The sequence below is a fragment of the Achromobacter sp. EB05 genome, from assembly GCF_044232075.1.
In the GTDB taxonomy this organism is placed as follows: domain Bacteria; phylum Pseudomonadota; class Gammaproteobacteria; order Burkholderiales; family Burkholderiaceae_B; genus Achromobacter; species Achromobacter dolens.
The window spans coordinates 1,878,065-1,896,351 of the sequence record NZ_CP155917.1 but is presented as its reverse complement, the minus strand read 5'-3'; the positions used below and the strand labels follow the sequence as shown (position 1 = coordinate 1,896,351).

Below are 18,287 nucleotides of genomic sequence, written 5' to 3'. Positions count from 1 at the left end.
AAGATTGCGCCATTGCTGGCCGTACTAATGCCGTCATGAAAGAAGAACCGAGTTCCGCCGACGCCTCCGACCTGCCCCCGGCCATCCGGCGCGCGCTTGCAGTCACCGCCGACCGCAAGACCGGCACGATCAACGATGTGCGGCACGTCGTCATCCTGATGCAGGAGAACCGTTCCTTCGACCACTATTTCGGCGCCCTGCCAGGCGTGCGCGGCTTTGCCGACCCGTATCCCGCGCCGACACTGGCCGGCGACGTGCTGACCCAGGCCGACGGCGCCCAGCGGCTGCGTCCCTATGCGCTGCAGGGCGAGTACGCCAGCGACACGCCGGTGGGCTACATCACCCCGCATACCTGGGACGACGCCCAGCGCGCCTGGAACGACGGCCGCATGGATCAATGGCTGGCGGCCAAGAGCCGCCTCGGCCTGGGCGCCTACCGTCCCGCCGAAGTGCCTTTCCAGACGGCGCTGGCCAATGCCTTCACGCTGTGCGACGCCTACCATTGCTCGATCCAGGCCGGCACCAATCCGAACCGGCTGTTCCTGTGGACCGGCACCAACGATCCGCTGGGACGCGCGGGCGGTCCGGCATTGGTCAACACCTTCGACCGCCTCGGGCCGGCCGACCTGGGCTACGGCTGGACCACCTACCCGGAACGCCTGCAGGCCGCCGGCATCGACTGGCGCATCTACCAGGACATGGCGGACAACTTCCACGACAATCCGCTGGCCGGCTTTCGCCAGTTCCGCCGCCAGCACGATGCCGGCGGCGCCGACGCGCCGCTGCGCGACCGGGGCCTGTCCACCCACACCCTGGACGACCTGGCGCGCGACGTGGAACAGGGCGCGCTGCCGCAGGTCTCCTGGATCATCGCCCCCGCCGCCGACTCGGAACATCCCGAAGTCTCGTCGCCGCGCCAGGGCGGCGCCTACACCGAACGCGTGCTCGAGATCCTGGCCCGCAACCCCGAGGTCTGGAGCGGCTGTGTGTTCCTGGTCACCTACGACGAGAACGACTGTTTCTTCGATCACATGCCGCCTCCGGCCCCGCCGGCGCGCGCCCCCGACGGGCGCTCGGGCGGCCTGTCAACCATCGAGCTGGACGGCGAATACCACGACGTGCGCCACGGCCCCAGCGCCGCCACCCCGGACGATCCGCCCGCCCTGCACGGCCGCGCTTTCGGCATGGGCCCGCGCGTGCCGATGCTGGTGGTGTCGCCCTGGAGCCGCGGCGGCTGGGTCAATTCGCAGGTGTTCGACCACACCTCGGTGATCCGCTTCCTCGAAGCCCGCTTCGGCGTGGCCGAGCCCAATATCAGCGCCTGGCGCCGCGCCGTGGCCGGCGATCTGACCTCGGCCTTCGATTTCGCCGGGGACCGCGCCCTGCAACACGCCGACAGCGTGCGTCACGCCTGTGCCCTGCCCTACGCGCTGGAGACGGTGGGCCGCATGACCGCCGACGGCGAGCACTACCGCCTGACCTTCCGCAATGCCGGCACGGTCGGCGCCGTGCTGCACGTCTACGACCGGCGGGCGCTGGCGCACGCGCCGCGCCGCTACACGGTGGGCGCGGGCGCGCGGCTGGACGACGGCTGGCGCCTGGATGCCGACGGCATCTACGACCTGTGGCTGCTGGGCCCGGATGGCTTCCATCGCCACTTCCGCGGCGACCGCCGCGACGCCGGCCTGCTGGAAACGCAACTGGTGCCGGTGACCTCGGGACTGCGCCTGCGCCTCATCAACCATGGCGACGCGCACCAGCCGGTGCATATCGAATCGCGCATGGGCGACGGCTGGCGCGCCATGGCGCACGTGCAGGCCGGCGGCGCGCTCGAGTTGAAATACGCCGGCTGCGAAGGCTGGTACGACCTGGAGGTCAGCGCGCAGGGCCTGCCGCGGTTTGGCCGCCGGCTGGCCGGCCGCATCAACGCGGGCAAGTCCGGCGTGCCGGACCCGCGCCTGTGCCAGGGCGCCGACCTGCCGCTGTAGGCGCGCGCGCAAAGAAAAACCCCAAGCGCCAAGGCGGCTTGGGGTTTTTTTGCCTGACGGCGGGCGACCGGTCGGCCGCGGCGATCAGTCGTCCTGTTCAGGGGTATCTTCTTCGCCGCGCGCCAGGCGCTCGGTGTTCTTGACGCCGGTGTGGCGCACGTCGGCGCCCTTGACCATGTAGATCACGCGTTCGGACATGTTCTTGGCATGGTCGCCGATGCGTTCGAGCGCGCGGGCGATGAAGATCATGTCGATGGCGCGCGAGATGGTGCGCGGGTCTTCGATCATGTAGGTGATCAGGTGGCGCAGCGCGCCCTTCCATTCCTTGTCCACTTCCTTGTCGCTGCGCACGACGGCGGCGGCCAGGATGGGATCGAGGCGGGCGAACGCGTCCAGCGCCTGGTGCAGCATGGTGCGCACGTTCGAGGCCATGTGGCGCAGTTCGATCACCGGGATGTGGCGGACTTCCGATTCGTGGATGCGGCGCGCCACGGTGGCCACCTTCTCGGCCTCGTCGCCGGAGCGCTCCATGTCGGTCAGCATCTTCGAGACGGCCATCAGCATGCGCAGGTCGATGGCGGTGGGCTGGTGGCGGGCGAGGATGCGGCTGATGCTTTCGTCGATCTCCACTTCGTGGCGATTGACTTCCTTTTCGCGCTCGCGCACCTTTTCAACCAGCGTCAGGTCGCCGCTGGCCAGAGCGTCGATGGCCTCCTGGATCATGGCCTCGACCACGCCGCCCATTTGCAAGAATTGCGAACGGACGCTTTCCAGATCAGCGTCGAACTGCTTGTTTGTATGCTCCGTCATCCGGGCTCCCTGCGTGGTTGGTCTCATTGCATTGCCCCGATATGAAAGCGTTTCAAGTATGGGCCTGCACAATCCGCAAGGTTATGACCCAAGTGTGACAGGATTATGAATCGCGGCCTGACCGCCCGCAAGGGCGGCCGGGACGCGCGATTTGCGCTCAGGCGCGGCGATCCAGGCGGCGGATGCCGTTCTGGGTGGCCAGCAGCGCCACGTCGGCGCCGGCAATGGCGAACAGGCCGCAGGTGACCACGCCCGGCAGGTTGTTGACGCGGGCCTCCAGGCCCGGCGCGTCGGTGATCGACAGCCCGGAGACGTCCAGGATGATGTTGCCATTGTCGGTCACGAAACCTTCGCGCAGGCGCGGCTGCCCGCCCATGGCCGTCATGGCGCGCGCCACCGATTCACGGGCCATCGGGATGACCTCGATCGGCAGCGGGAACTTGCCCATGACCTCGACCAGCTTGGATTCGTCCGCAATGCAGACGAATCGGTCGGCAACCGAGGCCACGATCTTTTCGCGCGTCAGCGCGCCGCCACCGCCCTTGATCATGTGCAGGTTGGCATCGATCTCGTCGGCGCCGTCCACGTAGATCGGCATCGACGCCACGTCGTTCAGGTCCAGCACTTTCAGGCCATGGCCGGCCAGGCGCGCGGCGCTGCGCTCGGAGCTGGCGACGGTGCCGCCGATACGGCCCTTGAAGCGCGCCAGGCCGTCGATGAAGAGATCGGCGGTCGAGCCGGTGCCCACGCCGATGATGACATCGGGGCCCGCGACCTGTTCAACGAGTTCCAGGGCGGCGTCTGCGGCTTGCTGCTTGAGTTCTTGCTGGGAGAGCATGGCGAAAATGCGGAAAGGTGAGTGAAGCAGGGAAATTTAGCATGCGACCGCCGCCGGCCAGGCCCGCGCCAGGATCGCGGCCACCTCGGTGCCGGCCGCCAGCTCGCCGAACACGCCGCCCGCCGCGCCCAACCGGCTGCCGACGAAACCCCGCGCCACCGGCTCGGGCGCATGCCGGATCAACAGCGCCGCCTGCCACAGGCGCGCCAGGTCGCAGGCAATGCGGCGGGCCTGGAACTCGGCCTGGCCCGAATCGGCCAGCAGCGCGCGCCACCGCGCCAGGGCCGCATCGAATTCCGGGTAGCGGCCGGCGGCGGGCGCGAATTCGCCCTCCAGCGCCGGCAGCGCCTCGGGTTCGCGTTGCAGCGCGCGCAGCACGTCCAGCGCCATGACGTTGCCCGAACCCTCCCAGATCGAATTGACCGGCGTTTCGCGGTACAGGCGCGGCATCGGGCCTTCCTCGACGTAGCCGTTGCCGCCCCAGGCCTCCATGCATTCGGCCACCGCCGCGATCGCGCGCTTGCAGATCCACAGCTTGGCGGCCGGCGTGCCGACCCGCGCCAGGGCCCGCGCCCCAGGGTCGCCACGCTCGTCCACCGCGCGCGCCAGGCGCAGCGCCAGCGCCTGGGCGGCTTCCGACTCCAGCGCGAGGTCGCCCAGCACATTGCGCATCAGCGGCTGCGCCAGCAACGGCTTGCCGAAAGCCTGGCGGTGCCCGGCGTGGTGCAGCGACTGCACCAGCGCCTGGCGCAGCAGCGCGGCGCTGCCCAGCACGCAGTCGAGTCGGGTGGTGGCGGCCATCTCCAGCAGCACCGCCAGGCCGCGGCCGGGCTCGCCGACCATGACGCCCCAGGCATCCTCGAACTCGACCTCGGCGCTGGCATTGCTGTGGTTGCCCAGCTTGTCTTTCAGGCGACGGATGCGGACCGCGTTGCGCGGGCCTTCCGGAATCCAGCGCGGCACCAGAAAGCAGCTAAGGCCCTCGTCGGTCTGCGCCAGCACCAGATGGGCGTCGGCCTGCGGCACCGAGAAGAACCATTTGTGGCCCACCAGCGAATAGGGACAACCACGCCCGATGGCGCCCAGCGGCGCGGCGCGTGTCGTGACCGCGCGCAGGTCGGAGCCGCCCTGTTTCTCGGTCAGGCCCATGCCGATCAGCGCGCCGCGCTTGCCCGCCAGCGGCGCGTCGGCGCCATCGAATTCACGCGAATAGAGCGCGGGCAGCCAGTCGCCGGTGTAGTCGATCACGCCCGCCGGCTCGCGTTGCAGCAGCGGCACGGCGGCAAAGGTCATGGTGGTGGGGCACAGCGTGCCGGCCTCGACCTGGCCCTGCATCAGGTAGGCCGCGGCCCGCGCCACCTGCGCCCCCGGCACCGGCTGCGCCCAGGCACGGCTGTGCAGGCCGCGCGCCACGATGCCGCTCATCAACAACTGCCAGGCGGGATGGAAATCAACGTGGTCGACGCGATGGCCGGCCCGGTCATAGGCCTGCAGCCGCGGCGGATAGCGGTTGGCGTCGACGCCAGCAGCCAGGGTCTGGGCGCGGCCGAGCCAGGCGCCATGCGCGGCCAGGTCGCCGCTCCAGGCGCCGGCGCCCTCGCGCGCGGCGGCCTCGCGCAGCGCCGGGTCGGTGTCGAACAACGAATAGTCTTCCAGGGGCGGGACCTGGTTGAGGACGGTATGGGTCACGAACGACGGCATGCTGGTGCTCCTATTCGCTATTCATTCGTCGGCGCGCCCCCGGCTGACGACGCGCCCCGCCCCGCGCCTATCGGGCGATGGGCGCGACCCGCTGCCAGGGCCGCAGGGCCTCGACCTGGGCGGCCAGTTCCAGCAGCCAGGCCTCGCTGCCCAGCGGGCCCATGACCTGGATACCGATCGGCAGCCCGTCGGCCGACAGGCCGAACGGAATCGAAATGGCGGGCATGCCGGTCAGGTTGGCCAGCGGCGCGAACGGCGAATAGCCGATCACGCCCTTCTTGCCCAGACGGTAGGCCAGGTAGTCGGCGTTGTCCATCGCATAGCGGCCGAGCGGCGCCGGCAACTGCGCCAGCACCGGCGACAGGAACAGGTCATGGCCCTGCGTGCCTTCGCGATGCAGGAAGCGGCCGATGCGGCGCGTGATCTCGTGGCAGGTGTCGACGCAGGCCACGTACTGGGCGCCGGAAATGGCGCGGGCGTATTCGCGCGCGCCGAGCGTGGTGGGCTGCAATTCGTCGGCGGCGAGCCGGCGGTTGCGGGCGCCGACGTGGCTGTCGATGGCGTTGGCCGCGGCGCTGGCGATCAGCGGCAGCATCGGCGACAGCACTTCCTCCGACCCCACCGGCGGCGCGGCCGGAACCAGTTCGTGGCCGAGGCCGGCGAATAGGCGCGCGGCCTCATCGACCGCCGCCGCGACCTCGGGATGGATCGCCCCGCCTTCGTAGGTGGTGTTGATGTAGGCAATGCGGCGGCGCGGCGACGAGCGCGGATCGGCCGACACCCGCGCCACGATGTCGCGATACGATTCGCCCGGTCTGGCCGGCGCCGCATAGGGCGCGCCGACGTCGGCGCCAGCGCTGATATCCAGCGCCGCCGCGCAGTCGCGCACCGACAGGGTCATCATGTGTTCGGTGGCCAGCCCGCCCCAGCCCTCGCCCTTGAGCGGTCCCAGCGGCATCATGCCGCGCGAGGGCTTCAGGCCCAGCACGCCGCAGCACGAGGCCGGGATGCGGATCGAGCCGCCGCCGTCGCTGCCGTGGGCGATGCGCACCATGCCGCTGGCCAGCGCCGCGCCCGCGCCGCCGCTGGAGCCGCCGGCGCTGTGGCCGGCCTTCCATGGATTCTGGGTGGGCGCGCCGTAGACCGGGGATTCGCTGGTGGGGCTCAGGCCCAGTTCGGCGCTGGTGCTGCGGCCGAACGGGATCAGGCCGGCGCGCCGATAGCGCTTGACGATCTCGGCGTCGACGCTCCAGTCGACCTTGCCGTACAGCACCGAGCCCATGGCGCTGGGCAGGCCCAGCGCGGCGGTGCCGAGGTCCTTGAGCAGGGTTGGCACGCCCAGGAACGGACGCTCGTCCAGCAGGGCCAGCCGCTGCTGGGCGGTCAGCGCCGCCAGCTCGCCGTCCAGCGCGCGCGCCAGATCCAGGCCCAGTTCGGCCTGCACGCCGCAGGCCGCGTTGATCGCTGGATTGCGCGCCGCCACCCGCTCGAGCGCCTGCTGCATCGCGGCATGCGCCGTCGTGGCTCCCTGGGCGATATCGGCGCCCAGCGCCATCGCGTCGAAGGAAGAGGAATCAACTCGGTCAGCCGTGCCCATGCTTACGATGCTCCAGATATCGACGGCGGAATGCCGCAACGATGAGGATATCGACAGAGCGGCCGGGTCACAAGCCGGGCCGGGCGACCGGCGCGCGAATCAGGCGCCGGAACCGTGGGCAGCCTTCGTGGCCGGCGCGTCGTCCGTGGCGGCGGCCTCGTCCGCGCCCTCGTCGGCCGTGGCGCCCTCGCCGCCCAGCAGGCGCAGCGCCTCGGCCTCGGGCAAGGCCTCGACGCTCTTCAGGTTACGCAGCATGGCGCGCGTGCGCACCTCGGTCTGGCCGATCTTGCTGCTGGCGGTGTCCAGCGTTTTCTTGACGCCGGCCAGCGCGTCGCCGAACTTGCCGAACTCGGTCTTGACCGCGCGCAGCACCTGCCAGACCTCGGACGAGCGCTGCTCGATGGCCAGCGTGCGAAAGCCCATCTGCAGGCTGTTGAGCAGCGCCGCCAGATTGCTCGGACCGGCCACGTTGATGCGCAGGTCGTGCAGGCGGTCAAGCAACCCCGGGCGCCGCAGCACTTCGGCATACAGGCTTTCGGTCGGCAGGAACATGATGGCGAAGTCGGTGGTGTGCGGCGGCGCCACGTACTTGCCGGCGATCAGCCGCGCCTGCACCTCCACCGCCTTGCCCAACGCGGCGCCGGCCGCCTTCACGCCCTCGGCGTCGGCGGCTTCCTGCGCATCCATCAGGCGCTCGTACTCTTCTTTCGGAAACTTGGCATCGATCGGCAGCCAGACCGGCGCGCCGCCATCGCCGCGCCCCGGCAGGCGGATGGCGAATTCGACTACCGCGTCGCTGCCCGGCACCGGCTTGATGTTGGCGGCGTACTGCTCGGGAGTCATGTTGTCTTCAATCAGCCGCGCCAGTTGCACCTCGCCCCAGGTGCCGCGCGACTTGACGTTGGTCAGCACCCGCTTGAGGTCGCCCACGCCGGCGGCCAGCGCCTGCATCTCGCCCAGCCCCTTGTGCACGGCCTCGAGGCGGTCGGATACCTGCTTGAAGGATTCCCCCAGGCGCTGCTCGAGCGTGGCGTGGAGCTTTTCGTCGACGGTGCGGCGCATATCGTCCAGCTTCGCACTGTTGTCATTTTGCAACGCCTGCAGGCGCTGATCGACGGTGGTTCGCACCTCCATCAGGCGTCGCTCGTTGATCTGGATCAGCCCTTGCAACTGCTCGCCGAAACCGGCGGCGAAGCGCGCCAGCGACTCGGCCGATTCGGCCCGCGCCGCCTGCGCGTCCCGCGTCAGGGCGGCGCGCAGGTCGCCGTGGGATTGGGCAAGTTCCTGGCGCAGGCCGCGGGTGGATTCGGCAAACTCGGCGCGCAGGCCGCGCTGGCTTTCCGCCATATCGGCGCGCAGGGCCCGCTCTGTGCGCTCCAGCCCCTCGAGCAGCGCGTCGAGCCGGTCATCGCGCGCCGGCCGCGACAACCATGCCGACAAGGCGATCAGGCAAGCCAGCACCGCGCCGCCGGCGGCAACCCACAGCAGAACTTCATTCGACAAAGTGGCCCCTTTTCAACGCCGCGCACCCACGCCGGGCGCGTGAAATTATAGGACTCTAATCCGCCCCCCCGTAGCCATCGGAAACGACTTCCCAGACCCATTAAAAGGCGAAAAGCAAGCAACGGCATTAAACTGTTAACAACTTACATATAACCTTAAAAACAGTTGAATACAGCTGATCTTTCCACACTCTGTCCTCCCCCGGTCGCCTTCGGCTCGGTCTTCGGTCCATTGAATCTCAATGACGAAACGCCGGTCGCGATGGGGGGGGACCGACATATCTTCCAGCATCCCCACGCGCCGTCCCTGCTGGTCAAGGTCATGGACATGCAGGCGCGTGCCGTCTATCTCGAAACCCGCCCGTTCAAGCGCTGGTACAAGCAGTACCAGCGCGAAAGCGCGTACCGCGTCTACCTGAACGAAATCACCGAATACGTCACCACCACCACGCGCCCGTCGGGCGTATGGCAAGTGCCGATGGCGCGCATCCTGGGCGTGGCCCAGACCTCGCTGGGCCTGGGCCTGCTGGTCGAAAAGATCACGGACGAAGCCGGCAACATCGCGCCCACCGTGGCCGACCTGGCGCGCCAGGGCAAGATGAACGAAACCTTGTCGGCGCAGTTGGACGAATTCATCGAGGACCTGGCCGACGCCCACGTGGTGCTGCACGACCTGTCGCCCAGCAACATCGCCTGCGGCTTGAATGCCGACGGCAAGTCGGGCCTGTTCCTGATCGACGGCTTCGGCGTACTGCCGCTGGTGCCGGTATACGCCTGGAGCAAGCGCCTGAACCGCAGGCGCATCCAGCGCAAGTATGCCGATATGCGGGCCGCCATGGCGCGGCGCGCGCGGGAAGCGGCGCTCAGGGCCGCAGGCCGCGCCGACGGCGGCGGCGCCCCCACGACCTGAATCGCGCGCTCAGGGCGCCCGCTCCAGCGGCCTGCCCTGCAGGTCTACCCAGTGATAGTCCCGCCCCGCCTGCTGCCCGCGCCGCAGGGGATTGCGGGTGCACCACGCCGCGTAGGCCGGATCGACGTAACGGTATTCCAGGTGTTCGTCGCGTCCGGCCGGAATGCCCAGACGGGTGGTGCTGATCAGGACCTGCGGCGACTCTCCCACGTCCTCGACGTACAGCGCCTCGGGATCGAAGCGCCGCGCGTCCCAGTCCGGCACCTTCAGACCCAGCGCGCGGCACAGCAACGTCTGGCCGGCGCACAGCCTGCCCGGCGGGCGTGGCCGACCCTGGGCATCGGGATTCAGGGCCTGCATGCGCGCCAGCGCGTCGGGACCGGACAGGGCGTCGACCCAGGGATAGGCGGACTTGATCAGCACGGCATTGCCGGGACCGCCGGCGCTGAAGTTGAGCGAGTCGCCGCCGCGGGCGTAATACATGTAGACCACGCCGCCATCCATGAACAGGGCACGGCGCTTGTGGGTGTAGCCGAGCGAGGCGTGGCTGCCCTTTTCTTCCAGATAGTAGGCCTCGGTCTCGATGATGCGCGCCGACAGCCACAGGCCGTCGACCCGATGGCGCACCACCTTGCCCAGCAGTTCGCGCGCCACCTGGCGCGCATCGCGATTGAAAAAGGCATCGGGCAACGCCTTGCCGGCGCCGCGCGATGCCTTGTCGGCCCTGGCCGCCACGGGATCAGGCGAAGCGTTCGCCGTAGCGCTTTTCGCTGAAACCGACGCCGACCTCGCCATCGGGCGTCACCGCCACCGGGCGGCGCACCAGCGCCGGGAACTCGGCGATCAGCTTGGTCCACTGCGCGTCGGTGCTGGCGGTCTTGCGCTCGTCGGGCAGGTTGCGCCAGGTCATCGAGGCGCGGTTGACCAGCTTTTCCCAGCCGCCGAGCTGGCCGGCCCATTCCTTCAGGGTGGCCGCCGGCACCGGATGATCGCGATAGTCGATGAACTGGTGGTCGACGCCGTGCGCGGTCAGCCACTCGCGCGCCTTGACGCAGGTGCTGCACTTGGTCAGGCCATACAGGGTGGTTTGCTTCATTTGGGTTCGGACTCCTTGCGCCATTGCATGCGGTTGGCCAGGATGACGCAGGTGCCCACCGCCAGGATGAACAGCGTCGCCAACGCATTGATCTCGGGTTTCAGGCCCAGCCGCACGCGCGAGAAGACTTCCATCGGCAGCGTGCTGGAGCTGGGGCCGGACAGGAACGACGCCAGCACCACGTCGTCCAGCGACAGCGTGAAGGATAGCAGCCAGGCCGAGGCCAGCGCCGGCGCGATCAGCGGCAGCGTGATCTTGAAGAACACCGTGATCGGCGTGGCGCCCAGGTCCAGCGCGGCCTCTTCGAGCGAACGATCGAGGTCGCGGATGCGGGTCTGGATCACCACCGCCACGAAGGCCATGCACAGCGTCACGTGGCCGACCCAGATGGTGAAGATGCCGTTCTCGGCCGGCCAGCCCAGGTGGCCGCGCAACTCCACGAACATCAGCAGCAGCGAGATGCCCAGCACCACTTCGGGGATCACCAGCGGCGCGCTCAGCATGCCCACGTACAGCGCGAAGCCGCGGAAACGGCCCATGCGTCCCAGCACGTAGCCGGCCCAGGTGCCGATGATGACGGCCGCGGTGGCGGTCATGGCCGCGATGCGGAACGACAGCCAGGCCGCGCGCAACAGCGCGTCGTCGTTGAACAGCGAGTGGTACCAGCGGAACGAGAAACCGGTCCAGGAAGTGACGGCGGGCGACTCATTGAACGAGAACACCATCAGGCTGATGATGGGCACGTACAGGAAGAAGTAGCCCAGCCCCAGCACCACGGCGCGCAGGGTCTTGTTGGGACCGTTCATTTGCGCCCCCCGCTGGCCAGTTCCTGCTGCTTGACCTGGTTGTACTGGAACAGCGCCAGCGGCACCAGCAACAACAGCACCATCACGCAGGTCACCGCCGAGGCCATCGGCCAGTCGGTATTGTTGAAGAACTCGTTCCACATGACGCGGCCCATCATCAGCGTGTTGGCGCCGCCCAGCATTTCGGGGATGACGTATTCGCCGACCGCCGGGATGAACACCAGCATGGCGCCGGCGATGACCCCCTGGCGCGACAGCGGCACGGTGATCTGCCAGAACGCCTGCCACGGCTTGGCGCCCAGGTCGTAGGCGGCTTCCAGCAGGCGCAGGTCCATCTTCACCAGCGTGGCGTACAGCGGCAGGATGAAGAACGGCAGGTACGCATAGACCATGCCGATGTACACGGCCAGGTCGGTGCGGTAGATCTCCAGCGGGCTGGAGATGATGCCGAGCCATTGCAGGAAGTTGTTCAAGAGGCCGTCGTTGCGCAGGATGCCGACCCAGGCGTACACGCGCAACAGCAGCGAGGTCCAGAACGGCAGGATCACGCCCAGCAGCAGCAGGTTGCGCACGCGCGGCGACGAGCGCGCGATGTAGTACGCCATGGGATAACCGATCAGCACACAGGCCAGCGTGGTGATGGCGGCGATCTTGACCGAGCTGAGGTAGGTGGCGAAATACAGGCTGTCGGTGAACAGCAGGATGTAGCCGCGCAGGTGCAGGCTGAACTGCACCGCCTCGTCCTTGAATTCGGCCAGCGAGGTGTACGGCGGAATGCCGAACTTGAGCTCGGCGAAGCTGATCTTGAACACCAGCAGGAACGGCACCAGCAGGAACAGCACCAGCCAGGCGAACGGCGGCACCACCGCCAGCGCCCGGCCCGAGGGCAGCCAGTCGCGGGGCGAGAAGCGGCTCATGACGCCAGCACCGTCGCGCTGTCGGCGTCCCAACTGACGAAGATGTCTTCGTCGATGCCCGGGGCGTCCAGTTGGGCCAGTTGCAGGCTGGGTACGCTGGCCTCGACCATGGCGCCGGAGTCCAGGCGGATCTGGTAGAGCGCGTAGCTGCCCATCCAGGCCATGTGGCTGACCATGCCGTGGGCCCAGTTGTAGTCGCCCGTCGGCTGTTCGCGCGACACCACCATGCGCTCGGGGCGGATGGAGACGTGCACGTCCATGCCCAGCGGCTCGCTGACCCCGTGGCTGACGTACAGCGGGCGGCTCAGCTCGGGACTTTCGATGGCGACGTGGTCGGGTTCATCGACCACGATGGTGCCGGTGAACATGTTGGTCGAGCCAATGAAGCTGGCGACGAAGCGCGAGTTGGGAAAGGCGTAGACATCCTGCGGCGTGCCGCACTGGACGATCTGGCCTTCGGTCATGACCGCCAGGCGATGCGCCATGGTCATGGCCTCTTCCTGGTCGTGGGTGACCATGATGCAGGTCACGCCGACCTGCTCCAGGATCTTGACCAGCTCGATCTGGGTCTTCTGGCGGATCTGCTTGTCCAGCGCCGACATCGGCTCGTCCAGCAGCAGCAGCTTGGGCCGCTTGACCAGGCTGCGCGCCAGCGCCACGCGCTGCTGCTGGCCGCCGGACAACTGATTGGGCTTGCGGCGCGAATAGCCGGCCATCTGCACCAGGTCGAGCGCCTCGAACACGCGGTCGTGGATCTCGGCGCGGTCCACGCCTTCCTGCTTCAGGCCGAAGGCCACGTTGGCCTCGACCGTCATGTGCGGGAACAGCGCGTACGACTGGAACATCATGTTGACCGGCCGCCGGTACGGCGGCACGTTGGTGATGTCCTCGCCATCGAGCAGGATCTGGCCCGAGGTGGCTTCCTCGAAACCGGCCAGCATGCGCAGCAGCGTCGACTTGCCGCTGCCGGAACTGCCCAGCAGCGCGAAGATCTCGTTGCGCTTGACCGAGAGATTGACGGAACGGACGGCGACCACGTCGCCGAAGATCTTGACCACGTCGGCGACGCGGACGAACTCGTCCGGATCGGCCGCATGCTGCGCCGAGTAACGGCTATCGCTCATGATGCTCAGCGCCCCGACTTCAGCTCGGCCCACATGCGCGTCTGCAGGCGCTGGATGTTCAAGGGCTGGGCCTTGATGACATACAGCGACTTGGAGACCTCGGGCGACGGGTAGATCATGGGGTTGTCGGCCACGTCCTTGACCACGTACTTGCGCGCCTCTTTGTTGGCGTTGGGGTAGAACATGGTGTTGGTGATGGCGGCGTGCACCTGCGGCGTCTCGATGTAGTTGATGAACGCCAGGGCCTCTTCCGGATGCGGCGCGTCCTTCGGAATGACCATCAGGTCGAACCAGGCCGGGGCGCCACCCTTGGGAATGAAGTAGTTCACTTCATACGGCTTCTTGGCCTCCTGGGCGCGCTTGCGGGCGATCATGACGTCGCCCGAGAAGCCGTAGACCATGCACAGGTCGCCCACGGCCAGCTCGTCGATGTAGCCCGACGAGCTGAACTGGCGGATGTACGGGCGGATCTGCTTGAGCACGTCCAGCGCGGCCTTGTAGTCGTCCGGGTTGGCGCTGTTGGGGTCCTTGCCCAGGTACTTGAGCACCGCCGGGAACACCTGCGCGGCCTCGTCCAGCATCGAGATGCCGCATTCCTTGAGCTTGGCGGCGTTCTCGGGCTTGAAGATCATGTCCCAGTTGGCCAGGTCGACGTTGTCGCCCATGATCTGCTTGACCTTGGTGACGTTGTAGCCCAGGCCGTTGGTGCCGTAGCCCCACGGAATGGCGTATTCGTTGCCGGGATCGACCGAGGCGACCAGCGCCATGACGTCGGGATCCAGGTACTTCCAGTTGGGGATCTTGGACTTGTCCAGCTTCTGGAACAGGCCGGCCTCGATCTGGCGCGAGGCGTAATGCGTGGACGGGACAACGACGTCGTAACCCGATTTGCCGGCCAGCAGCTTGGCCTGCAGCGTGTCGTTGCTGTCGTAGACGTCGTAACGGACCTTGATGCCGGTTTCCTTCTCGAAACCCGAGATCGTGTCCGGGGCCGTGTACTCGGCCCAGTTGTAGACGTTGACGACCTTGTTCTGCGCCATCGCCGCCGACGTGGCTGCCGCGACCAGCATCGTCCCCAGCGCCCAGCGCATTCCCGCCCGTAGTTTCATTACCAGCCCCCCAGCGATATGCCGTAAGTTACAGGAGTACCAAAAGGCGGAATCATAAAGCCTTTTAGCGCTGGCCTGCCCAACTTTACCGGGAGATTTAGCGTAATTTGGCGCAATTGGGCCCGGATCAGGCCCGCGGCGCTGCCTGCCTCAAGGCTGTACGCCAACCCCCCAGGCGGTCCAGTAGCTATCGCGCAGTTTGAGCCAGAAACGCTCGCCGTCCTCCCCGGCCACCTTGACCAGGGAGCGGCGCAGCCGTTCCAGGTTGCCCTGGCGCTGGCGGTCGGACAGCCCGCCCTGGGTGCCGCGGTCGAAATCGATCAGCCAGACCCGGCCGTCCGAGCCGATCAGGATGTTGAAGGCGTTCAGGTCGGCGTGCCAGACGCCGGCCCGGTGCATGCGCACGATGGCCTCGGCCACCGGCTGCCACAGGGGTTCGGCCAGCGCCTGGGCCAGCGGCCGCACGCCCGGGATGCGCTCGACCACGATGGCGGCGCGGTAGGTCGGCCCCTGGCGCCAGTAGGCCGCGGCCAGCGGCGCCGGCACCGGCAGCCCCTGGGCACGCATGGCGGCCAGCAGGCGGAATTCACGGAAGCTGCGGGTGCGCGCCTCGCCCGCCCACAGGTAGGTGTCGCGGCTGAGCCGGGCGATCAGGCCGCCGCGCCGGTAGCGCCGCAGCACGCCCTGCCAGCCCTGCCCCTGCACGAACCAGGCCGCCTGGCGGCCGCCGGCGTCCACCGGCCGGGCGCGCTCGCCATAGTGGGCCGGGTTGAACAGTTCCGGGCCGGATTCGCCCAGGCGCGGATCGGCCAGCATGGCGCCGGCCAGCGGCGCCGGCCAGCGGTGGCGCCGGGCGCCGGAAGGATCCCGCTCAGCCTTCACGGTTGCGCATCCAGTCGGCCACGCCGAAGAACGATTGCAGCAGGCGCTCGACCAGGGCGGGGTCGATGCCCTCGTCCTCCATGGCGCGGCCCATGCAGGCCACCCATTGGTCGCGCTCGATCTCGCCGATCGAGAACGGCAGGTGCCGCGCCCGCAGGCGCGGATGGCCGAAGCGCTCTATATAGTGGTCGGGGCCGCCGAAATAGCCGCACAGGAACCAGAACAGCTTGTCGCGGGCCTCGTCCAGGCTGGGGCCGTGGGCGGCGCGCAGTTCCTTCAGGTCCGGCTCCATGTCCATCAGGTCGTAGAAGCGGTCGACCAGGGCGCGCACGCCGGGTTCGCCGCCCAGGAGATCGAAAATGCTGCGGGAGGTTTCCACGGGTTCGGTAGGGGTTTGGACGGAAGACGTCATCAGGTTTCTCTCAGGGTGACCAGCGGCGGGGTGCGCAGCACGCCGCGCAGCGCCAGCGCGCCACCGGCCCAGGCGCCGAGCATACCCGCGCCGATCCCCACCAGCCAGGGCCAGAGGCTGAGGGTAATCGTGAAATCGAACACCTGGGTTGATAAAACCCAAGCGATCGCGCTGGCGCCGGCCGCCGCCAGCAGGCCGGCCAGGCCACCCACGGCCCACAGCTCGATGCGCTGCGAACGCGCCAACTGGCGCCGGGTGGCGCCCAGGGCGCGCAGCACCGCGGCTTCGCGCATGCGTTCGTCGCGGGTGGCGGTCAGGGCGGCCGACAGCACCAGCACGCCGGCTGCCAGCGTGAACAGGAACAGTAGCTGCACCGCGCGGCCGACCTCATTGAGCACCGATTGCAACTGTTGCAGGATGGCGCCCACGTCGAACACCGTCAGGTTCGGGAACTGCCGCACCAGCGCGGGCAGCACCTGGGCCTTTTCCGGCGGCAGGTAGAAGGACGTGATCCAGCTTTGCGGCATGTCGGCCAGGGTTTCAGGCGTCAGGATGGCGAAAAAATTGACGCGCATCGTATCCCAATCCACCCGCCGGGTGCTGGAGACGGCCACCTCGAACTGCTGGCCGGCCACGTCGAAGGTCATCTTGTCGCCCAGCTTGATGCCCAGGGTCTTGGCCAGGCCCGACTCCAGCGACACCTCGGCCGAGCCCGGCTTGAGCCAGCGGCCCTGCTCGATGAGGTTGGACGACGGCATCTGCTCGCCGTAGGACAGGTTGAATTCGCGGTCCACCAGGCGCTTGGCGCGCGGTTCCTCGTAATCGTCCGGTCCCACCGGCTTGCCGTTGACGGCGATCAGGCGGCCCCGCACCATCGGCGACAGCACGATCCGGCCCAGCCCCTCGCGGGTCAGCGCGTCGGTCACGGCCTGGCGCTGGTCGGGCTGCACATTGATGAGGAAGCGGTTGGGCGCGTCCGGCGGCAGCGTGCGCTGCCAGCCCTGGATCAGGTCGGTGCGGGTCATGGCCAGCAGCAGCAGGGCCATCAGGCCCACCGCCAGCGCGCACACCTGGGTGATGGTGGCGGCGCGCCGGCGCACCACGCCGGCCAGCGCGAACCGCAGCGCCGGCAGGCCGGCGGCCAGGCCGCGCAGGCGCGCCAGGCCCAGGATGCAGAGCCAGGCCACCAGCGCGAACAGCGCGAACGCCCCCAGGAACCCGCCCGCCACCACGCCGCCCAGCCTGGCGTCGCCGGCGAACCACCAGATCAGCAGCGCGAAGCCGACCGCGCCGACGCCGTAGCCGAGCGCGCTGCGCGCGCTGATGACGTCGGCGTCGCGCCGCAGCACCCGCGCCGGCGGCACGTGGCGCAACTGCGCCAGGGCCGGCAGGGCGAAGCCCAGCAACAGCAGGAGGCCGGTCAGCAGGCCCTGCAGGGCCGGAACGGCCGAGGGCGCCGGCAAGGTCGTGTCGATGAGCGAACCCAGCACCATCACCAGCACCTGGTGGACCGCATAGCCCAGCAGGCAGCCCGCCGCCGACGCGAACAGGCCGACCAGCGCGAATTCCAGGGTCAGCATGCGCGAGACCTGCGACTGCACCGCCCCCAGGCAGCGCATCACGGCGATGCCGTCGCGATGCCGGGTCATGTAGCGGCCCGCCGCCAGCGCCACCGCCACGGCCGAGATCAGCACCGCCAGCAGCGCCACCAGCGACAGGAAGCGCTGCGCCCGGTCCAGGGTGCGGCGCACCTCGGGCCGGCCCGATTCCAGGGTGGCGACCTTCTGGCCGCGCTTGAGGTTCTGGCCCAGCCAGGCCGAGTAGCCGGCCACCGCGTCCGGCTGGCCCGCCACCAGCAGGGCGTAGCCGATGCGGCTGCCGGGCGCGATCAGCCCGGTGGCCGGCAGGTCGCTGGCGCGCAGCATGACCCGCGGCGCGACGTTGACGAACTGCATGCCGCGGTCCGGCTCATAGGTGATGACCCGGTCGATGCGCAGGTGGGTGTCCCCCACGTTGAGGGTGTCGCCGACCTTCAGGCCCAGCAGCGACAGCAGTTGGCCGTCCACCCAGACCGCGCCCTCGGGGGGGATGTCGCGGGTGGGGCCGTCGGGGTTGAACGGCGCGTCGGTCACCCGCAGGGCGCCGCGCAGCGGATAGCCCGGCTCGACCGCCTTCAGGGCCGCCAACTGGGCGCCGTCGCCGGCGCTGACCATGGACGGGAACTGCCAGGTATTGGAGACGGACAGGCCCCGCTCGCGGGCCTGATCGAGGAACGCCGCCGGCACCGGTTCGTCCGCGTCCAGCACCAGGTCGGCGCCCAGCATCTGCCCGGCGTCGCGCTCCAGCGCCCGGCTGACGCGGTCGGCCAGGAAGCCGACGCTGGTGACGGCGGCCACCGCCACCACCAGGGCCAGCACCAGCAGCCGCAGCTCGCCGGCGCGGGCGTCGCGCATCATCATGCGGGCGCCCAGCGCCAGGGTGGTCCAAAAGCCGGGGCGCCTGGCCCGTGAGACATCAGGGAAATCCATCATCTGCCAATGTTAACCAACGGCCGGAATGGGGGCCGAATCCCGCTATCATGCGCGAAGCGCCTTG

The 18,287-nt window shown here is 68.9% G+C and carries 16 protein-coding genes; 2 read left to right on the top strand and 14 right to left on the bottom strand.

The genetic code is table 11. The features are described from left to right. Nucleotides 1–35: 35 nt before the first annotated feature. A complete protein-coding gene (locus tag AAID08_RS08730) occupies nt 36–1,988 on the top strand; it encodes a phosphocholine-specific phospholipase C (RefSeq protein WP_395757528.1) in 1,953 nt (650 codons plus the stop codon). An 84-nt stretch (nt 1,989–2,072) separates the two neighbouring features. Here AAID08_RS08730 and phoU read toward each other — a convergent pair whose 3' ends face one another. The 5 genes from phoU to rmuC form a co-directional block, all read right to left on the bottom strand. Next, the gene (phoU, locus tag AAID08_RS08725) at nt 2,073–2,798 is read right to left on the bottom strand and encodes a phosphate signaling complex protein PhoU (protein ID WP_049072639.1); all 726 of its coding nucleotides are present in this window, start codon (nt 2,796–2,798) and stop codon (nt 2,073–2,075) included. 157 nt (nt 2,799–2,955) lie between these two features. After that, the gene (gene rpiA, locus AAID08_RS08720) at nt 2,956–3,636 is read right to left on the bottom strand and encodes a ribose-5-phosphate isomerase RpiA (protein ID WP_054501267.1); all 681 of its coding nucleotides are present in this window, start codon (nt 3,634–3,636) and stop codon (nt 2,956–2,958) included. 36 nt (nt 3,637–3,672) lie between these two features. Then, a complete protein-coding gene (locus tag AAID08_RS08715; RefSeq protein ID WP_064526560.1) occupies nt 3,673–5,337 on the bottom strand; it encodes an isovaleryl-CoA dehydrogenase in 1,665 nt (554 codons plus the stop codon). A 67-nt stretch (nt 5,338–5,404) separates the two neighbouring features. Continuing rightward, nucleotides 5,405–6,934 carry an amidase gene (locus tag AAID08_RS08710; protein WP_116792797.1) on the bottom strand — a complete coding sequence of 510 codons (1,530 nt, stop codon included), beginning with the start codon at nt 6,932–6,934 and terminating at the stop codon, nt 5,405–5,407. 99 nt (nt 6,935–7,033) lie between these two features. Then, nucleotides 7,034–8,437: a DNA recombination protein RmuC gene (rmuC, locus tag AAID08_RS08705; protein ID WP_155755567.1), complete on the bottom strand. Its 1,404-nt coding sequence runs from the start codon at nt 8,435–8,437 to the stop codon at nt 7,034–7,036. Nucleotides 8,438–8,698: 261 nt separating this feature from the next. Here rmuC and AAID08_RS08700 point away from each other — a divergent pair, with 261 nt between their 5' ends. Next, complete coding sequence (locus AAID08_RS08700) at nt 8,699–9,346, top strand: YrbL family protein (RefSeq protein ID WP_231133004.1); 648 nt, start codon at nt 8,699–8,701, stop codon at nt 9,344–9,346. A 9-nt stretch (nt 9,347–9,355) separates the two neighbouring features. Here AAID08_RS08700 and AAID08_RS08695 read toward each other — a convergent pair whose 3' ends face one another. The 9 genes from AAID08_RS08695 to AAID08_RS08655 all read right to left on the bottom strand — a co-directional run bounded on the left by AAID08_RS08695 (nt 9,356) and on the right by AAID08_RS08655 (nt 18,223). Beyond that, nucleotides 9,356–10,036, bottom strand: coding sequence for a DNA-3-methyladenine glycosylase (locus tag AAID08_RS08695; RefSeq protein ID WP_254607734.1), 681 nt, complete (start codon nt 10,034–10,036; stop codon nt 9,356–9,358). Between the two features lie 49 nt (nt 10,037–10,085). After that, nucleotides 10,086–10,442, bottom strand: coding sequence for a Spx/MgsR family RNA polymerase-binding regulatory protein (locus tag AAID08_RS08690; RefSeq protein ID WP_049072630.1), 357 nt, complete (start codon nt 10,440–10,442; stop codon nt 10,086–10,088). Further along, complete coding sequence (locus AAID08_RS08685; RefSeq protein WP_006384055.1) at nt 10,439–11,248, bottom strand: ABC transporter permease subunit; 810 nt, start codon at nt 11,246–11,248, stop codon at nt 10,439–10,441. Before AAID08_RS08685 ends, AAID08_RS08690 begins: the two co-directional genes overlap by 4 nt. Then, nucleotides 11,245–12,165 carry an ABC transporter permease subunit gene (locus AAID08_RS08680; RefSeq protein WP_049072628.1) on the bottom strand — a complete coding sequence of 307 codons (921 nt, stop codon included), beginning with the start codon at nt 12,163–12,165 and terminating at the stop codon, nt 11,245–11,247. Before AAID08_RS08680 ends, AAID08_RS08685 begins: the two co-directional genes overlap by 4 nt. Next, nucleotides 12,162–13,289, bottom strand: a complete 1,128-nt coding sequence (locus AAID08_RS08675) for an ABC transporter ATP-binding protein (protein WP_068951450.1) — start codon at nt 13,287–13,289, stop codon at nt 12,162–12,164. Before AAID08_RS08675 ends, AAID08_RS08680 begins: the two co-directional genes overlap by 4 nt. 5 nt (nt 13,290–13,294) lie before the next feature. Further along, entirely contained in the window at nt 13,295–14,398 is a 1,104-nt protein-coding gene (locus tag AAID08_RS08670; protein WP_049072626.1) for a polyamine ABC transporter substrate-binding protein, read from the bottom strand. A 150-nt stretch (nt 14,399–14,548) separates the two neighbouring features. Further along, nucleotides 14,549–15,214 (bottom strand): 3-deoxy-D-manno-octulosonic acid kinase, encoded by a 666-nt coding sequence (locus AAID08_RS08665; protein ID WP_372415894.1) that lies wholly within the window; start codon nt 15,212–15,214, stop codon nt 14,549–14,551. 55 nt (nt 15,215–15,269) lie between these two features. Next, the gene (locus tag AAID08_RS08660; RefSeq protein WP_081273551.1) at nt 15,270–15,692 is read right to left on the bottom strand and encodes a group II truncated hemoglobin; all 423 of its coding nucleotides are present in this window, start codon (nt 15,690–15,692) and stop codon (nt 15,270–15,272) included. Next, nucleotides 15,692–18,223, bottom strand: coding sequence for an ABC transporter permease (locus tag AAID08_RS08655; RefSeq protein WP_395757527.1), 2,532 nt, complete (start codon nt 18,221–18,223; stop codon nt 15,692–15,694). Before AAID08_RS08655 ends, AAID08_RS08660 begins: the two co-directional genes overlap by 1 nt. Nucleotides 18,224–18,287: the final 64 nt, after the last annotated feature.

Bases quoted from the DNA above. Each gene is read 5' to 3' on its own strand.
- AAID08_RS08730 (WP_395757528.1), top strand. From the start codon at position 36: ATGAAAGAAGAACCGAGTTCCGCCGACGCCTCCGACCTGCCCCCGGCC.
- phoU (WP_049072639.1), bottom strand. From the start codon at position 2,798: ATGACGGAGCATACAAACAAGCAGTTCGACGCTGATCTGGAAAGCGTC.
- rpiA (WP_054501267.1), bottom strand. From the start codon at position 3,636: ATGCTCTCCCAGCAAGAACTCAAGCAGCAAGCCGCAGACGCCGCCCTG.
- AAID08_RS08715 (WP_064526560.1), bottom strand. From the start codon at position 5,337: ATGCCGTCGTTCGTGACCCATACCGTCCTCAACCAGGTCCCGCCCCTG.
- AAID08_RS08710 (WP_116792797.1), bottom strand. From the start codon at position 6,934: ATGGGCACGGCTGACCGAGTTGATTCCTCTTCCTTCGACGCGATGGCG.
- AAID08_RS08700 (WP_231133004.1), top strand. From the start codon at position 8,699: ATGGGGGGGGACCGACATATCTTCCAGCATCCCCACGCGCCGTCCCTG.
- AAID08_RS08690 (WP_049072630.1), bottom strand. From the start codon at position 10,442: ATGAAGCAAACCACCCTGTATGGCCTGACCAAGTGCAGCACCTGCGTC.
- AAID08_RS08685 (WP_006384055.1), bottom strand. From the start codon at position 11,248: ATGAACGGTCCCAACAAGACCCTGCGCGCCGTGGTGCTGGGGCTGGGC.
- AAID08_RS08680 (WP_049072628.1), bottom strand. From the start codon at position 12,165: ATGAGCCGCTTCTCGCCCCGCGACTGGCTGCCCTCGGGCCGGGCGCTG.
- AAID08_RS08675 (WP_068951450.1), bottom strand. From the start codon at position 13,289: ATGAGCGATAGCCGTTACTCGGCGCAGCATGCGGCCGATCCGGACGAG.
- AAID08_RS08670 (WP_049072626.1), bottom strand. From the start codon at position 14,398: ATGAAACTACGGGCGGGAATGCGCTGGGCGCTGGGGACGATGCTGGTC.
- AAID08_RS08665 (WP_372415894.1), bottom strand. From the start codon at position 15,214: ATGCTGGCCGATCCGCGCCTGGGCGAATCCGGCCCGGAACTGTTCAAC.
- AAID08_RS08660 (WP_081273551.1), bottom strand. From the start codon at position 15,692: ATGACGTCTTCCGTCCAAACCCCTACCGAACCCGTGGAAACCTCCCGC.
- AAID08_RS08655 (WP_395757527.1), bottom strand. From the start codon at position 18,223: ATGATGGATTTCCCTGATGTCTCACGGGCCAGGCGCCCCGGCTTTTGG.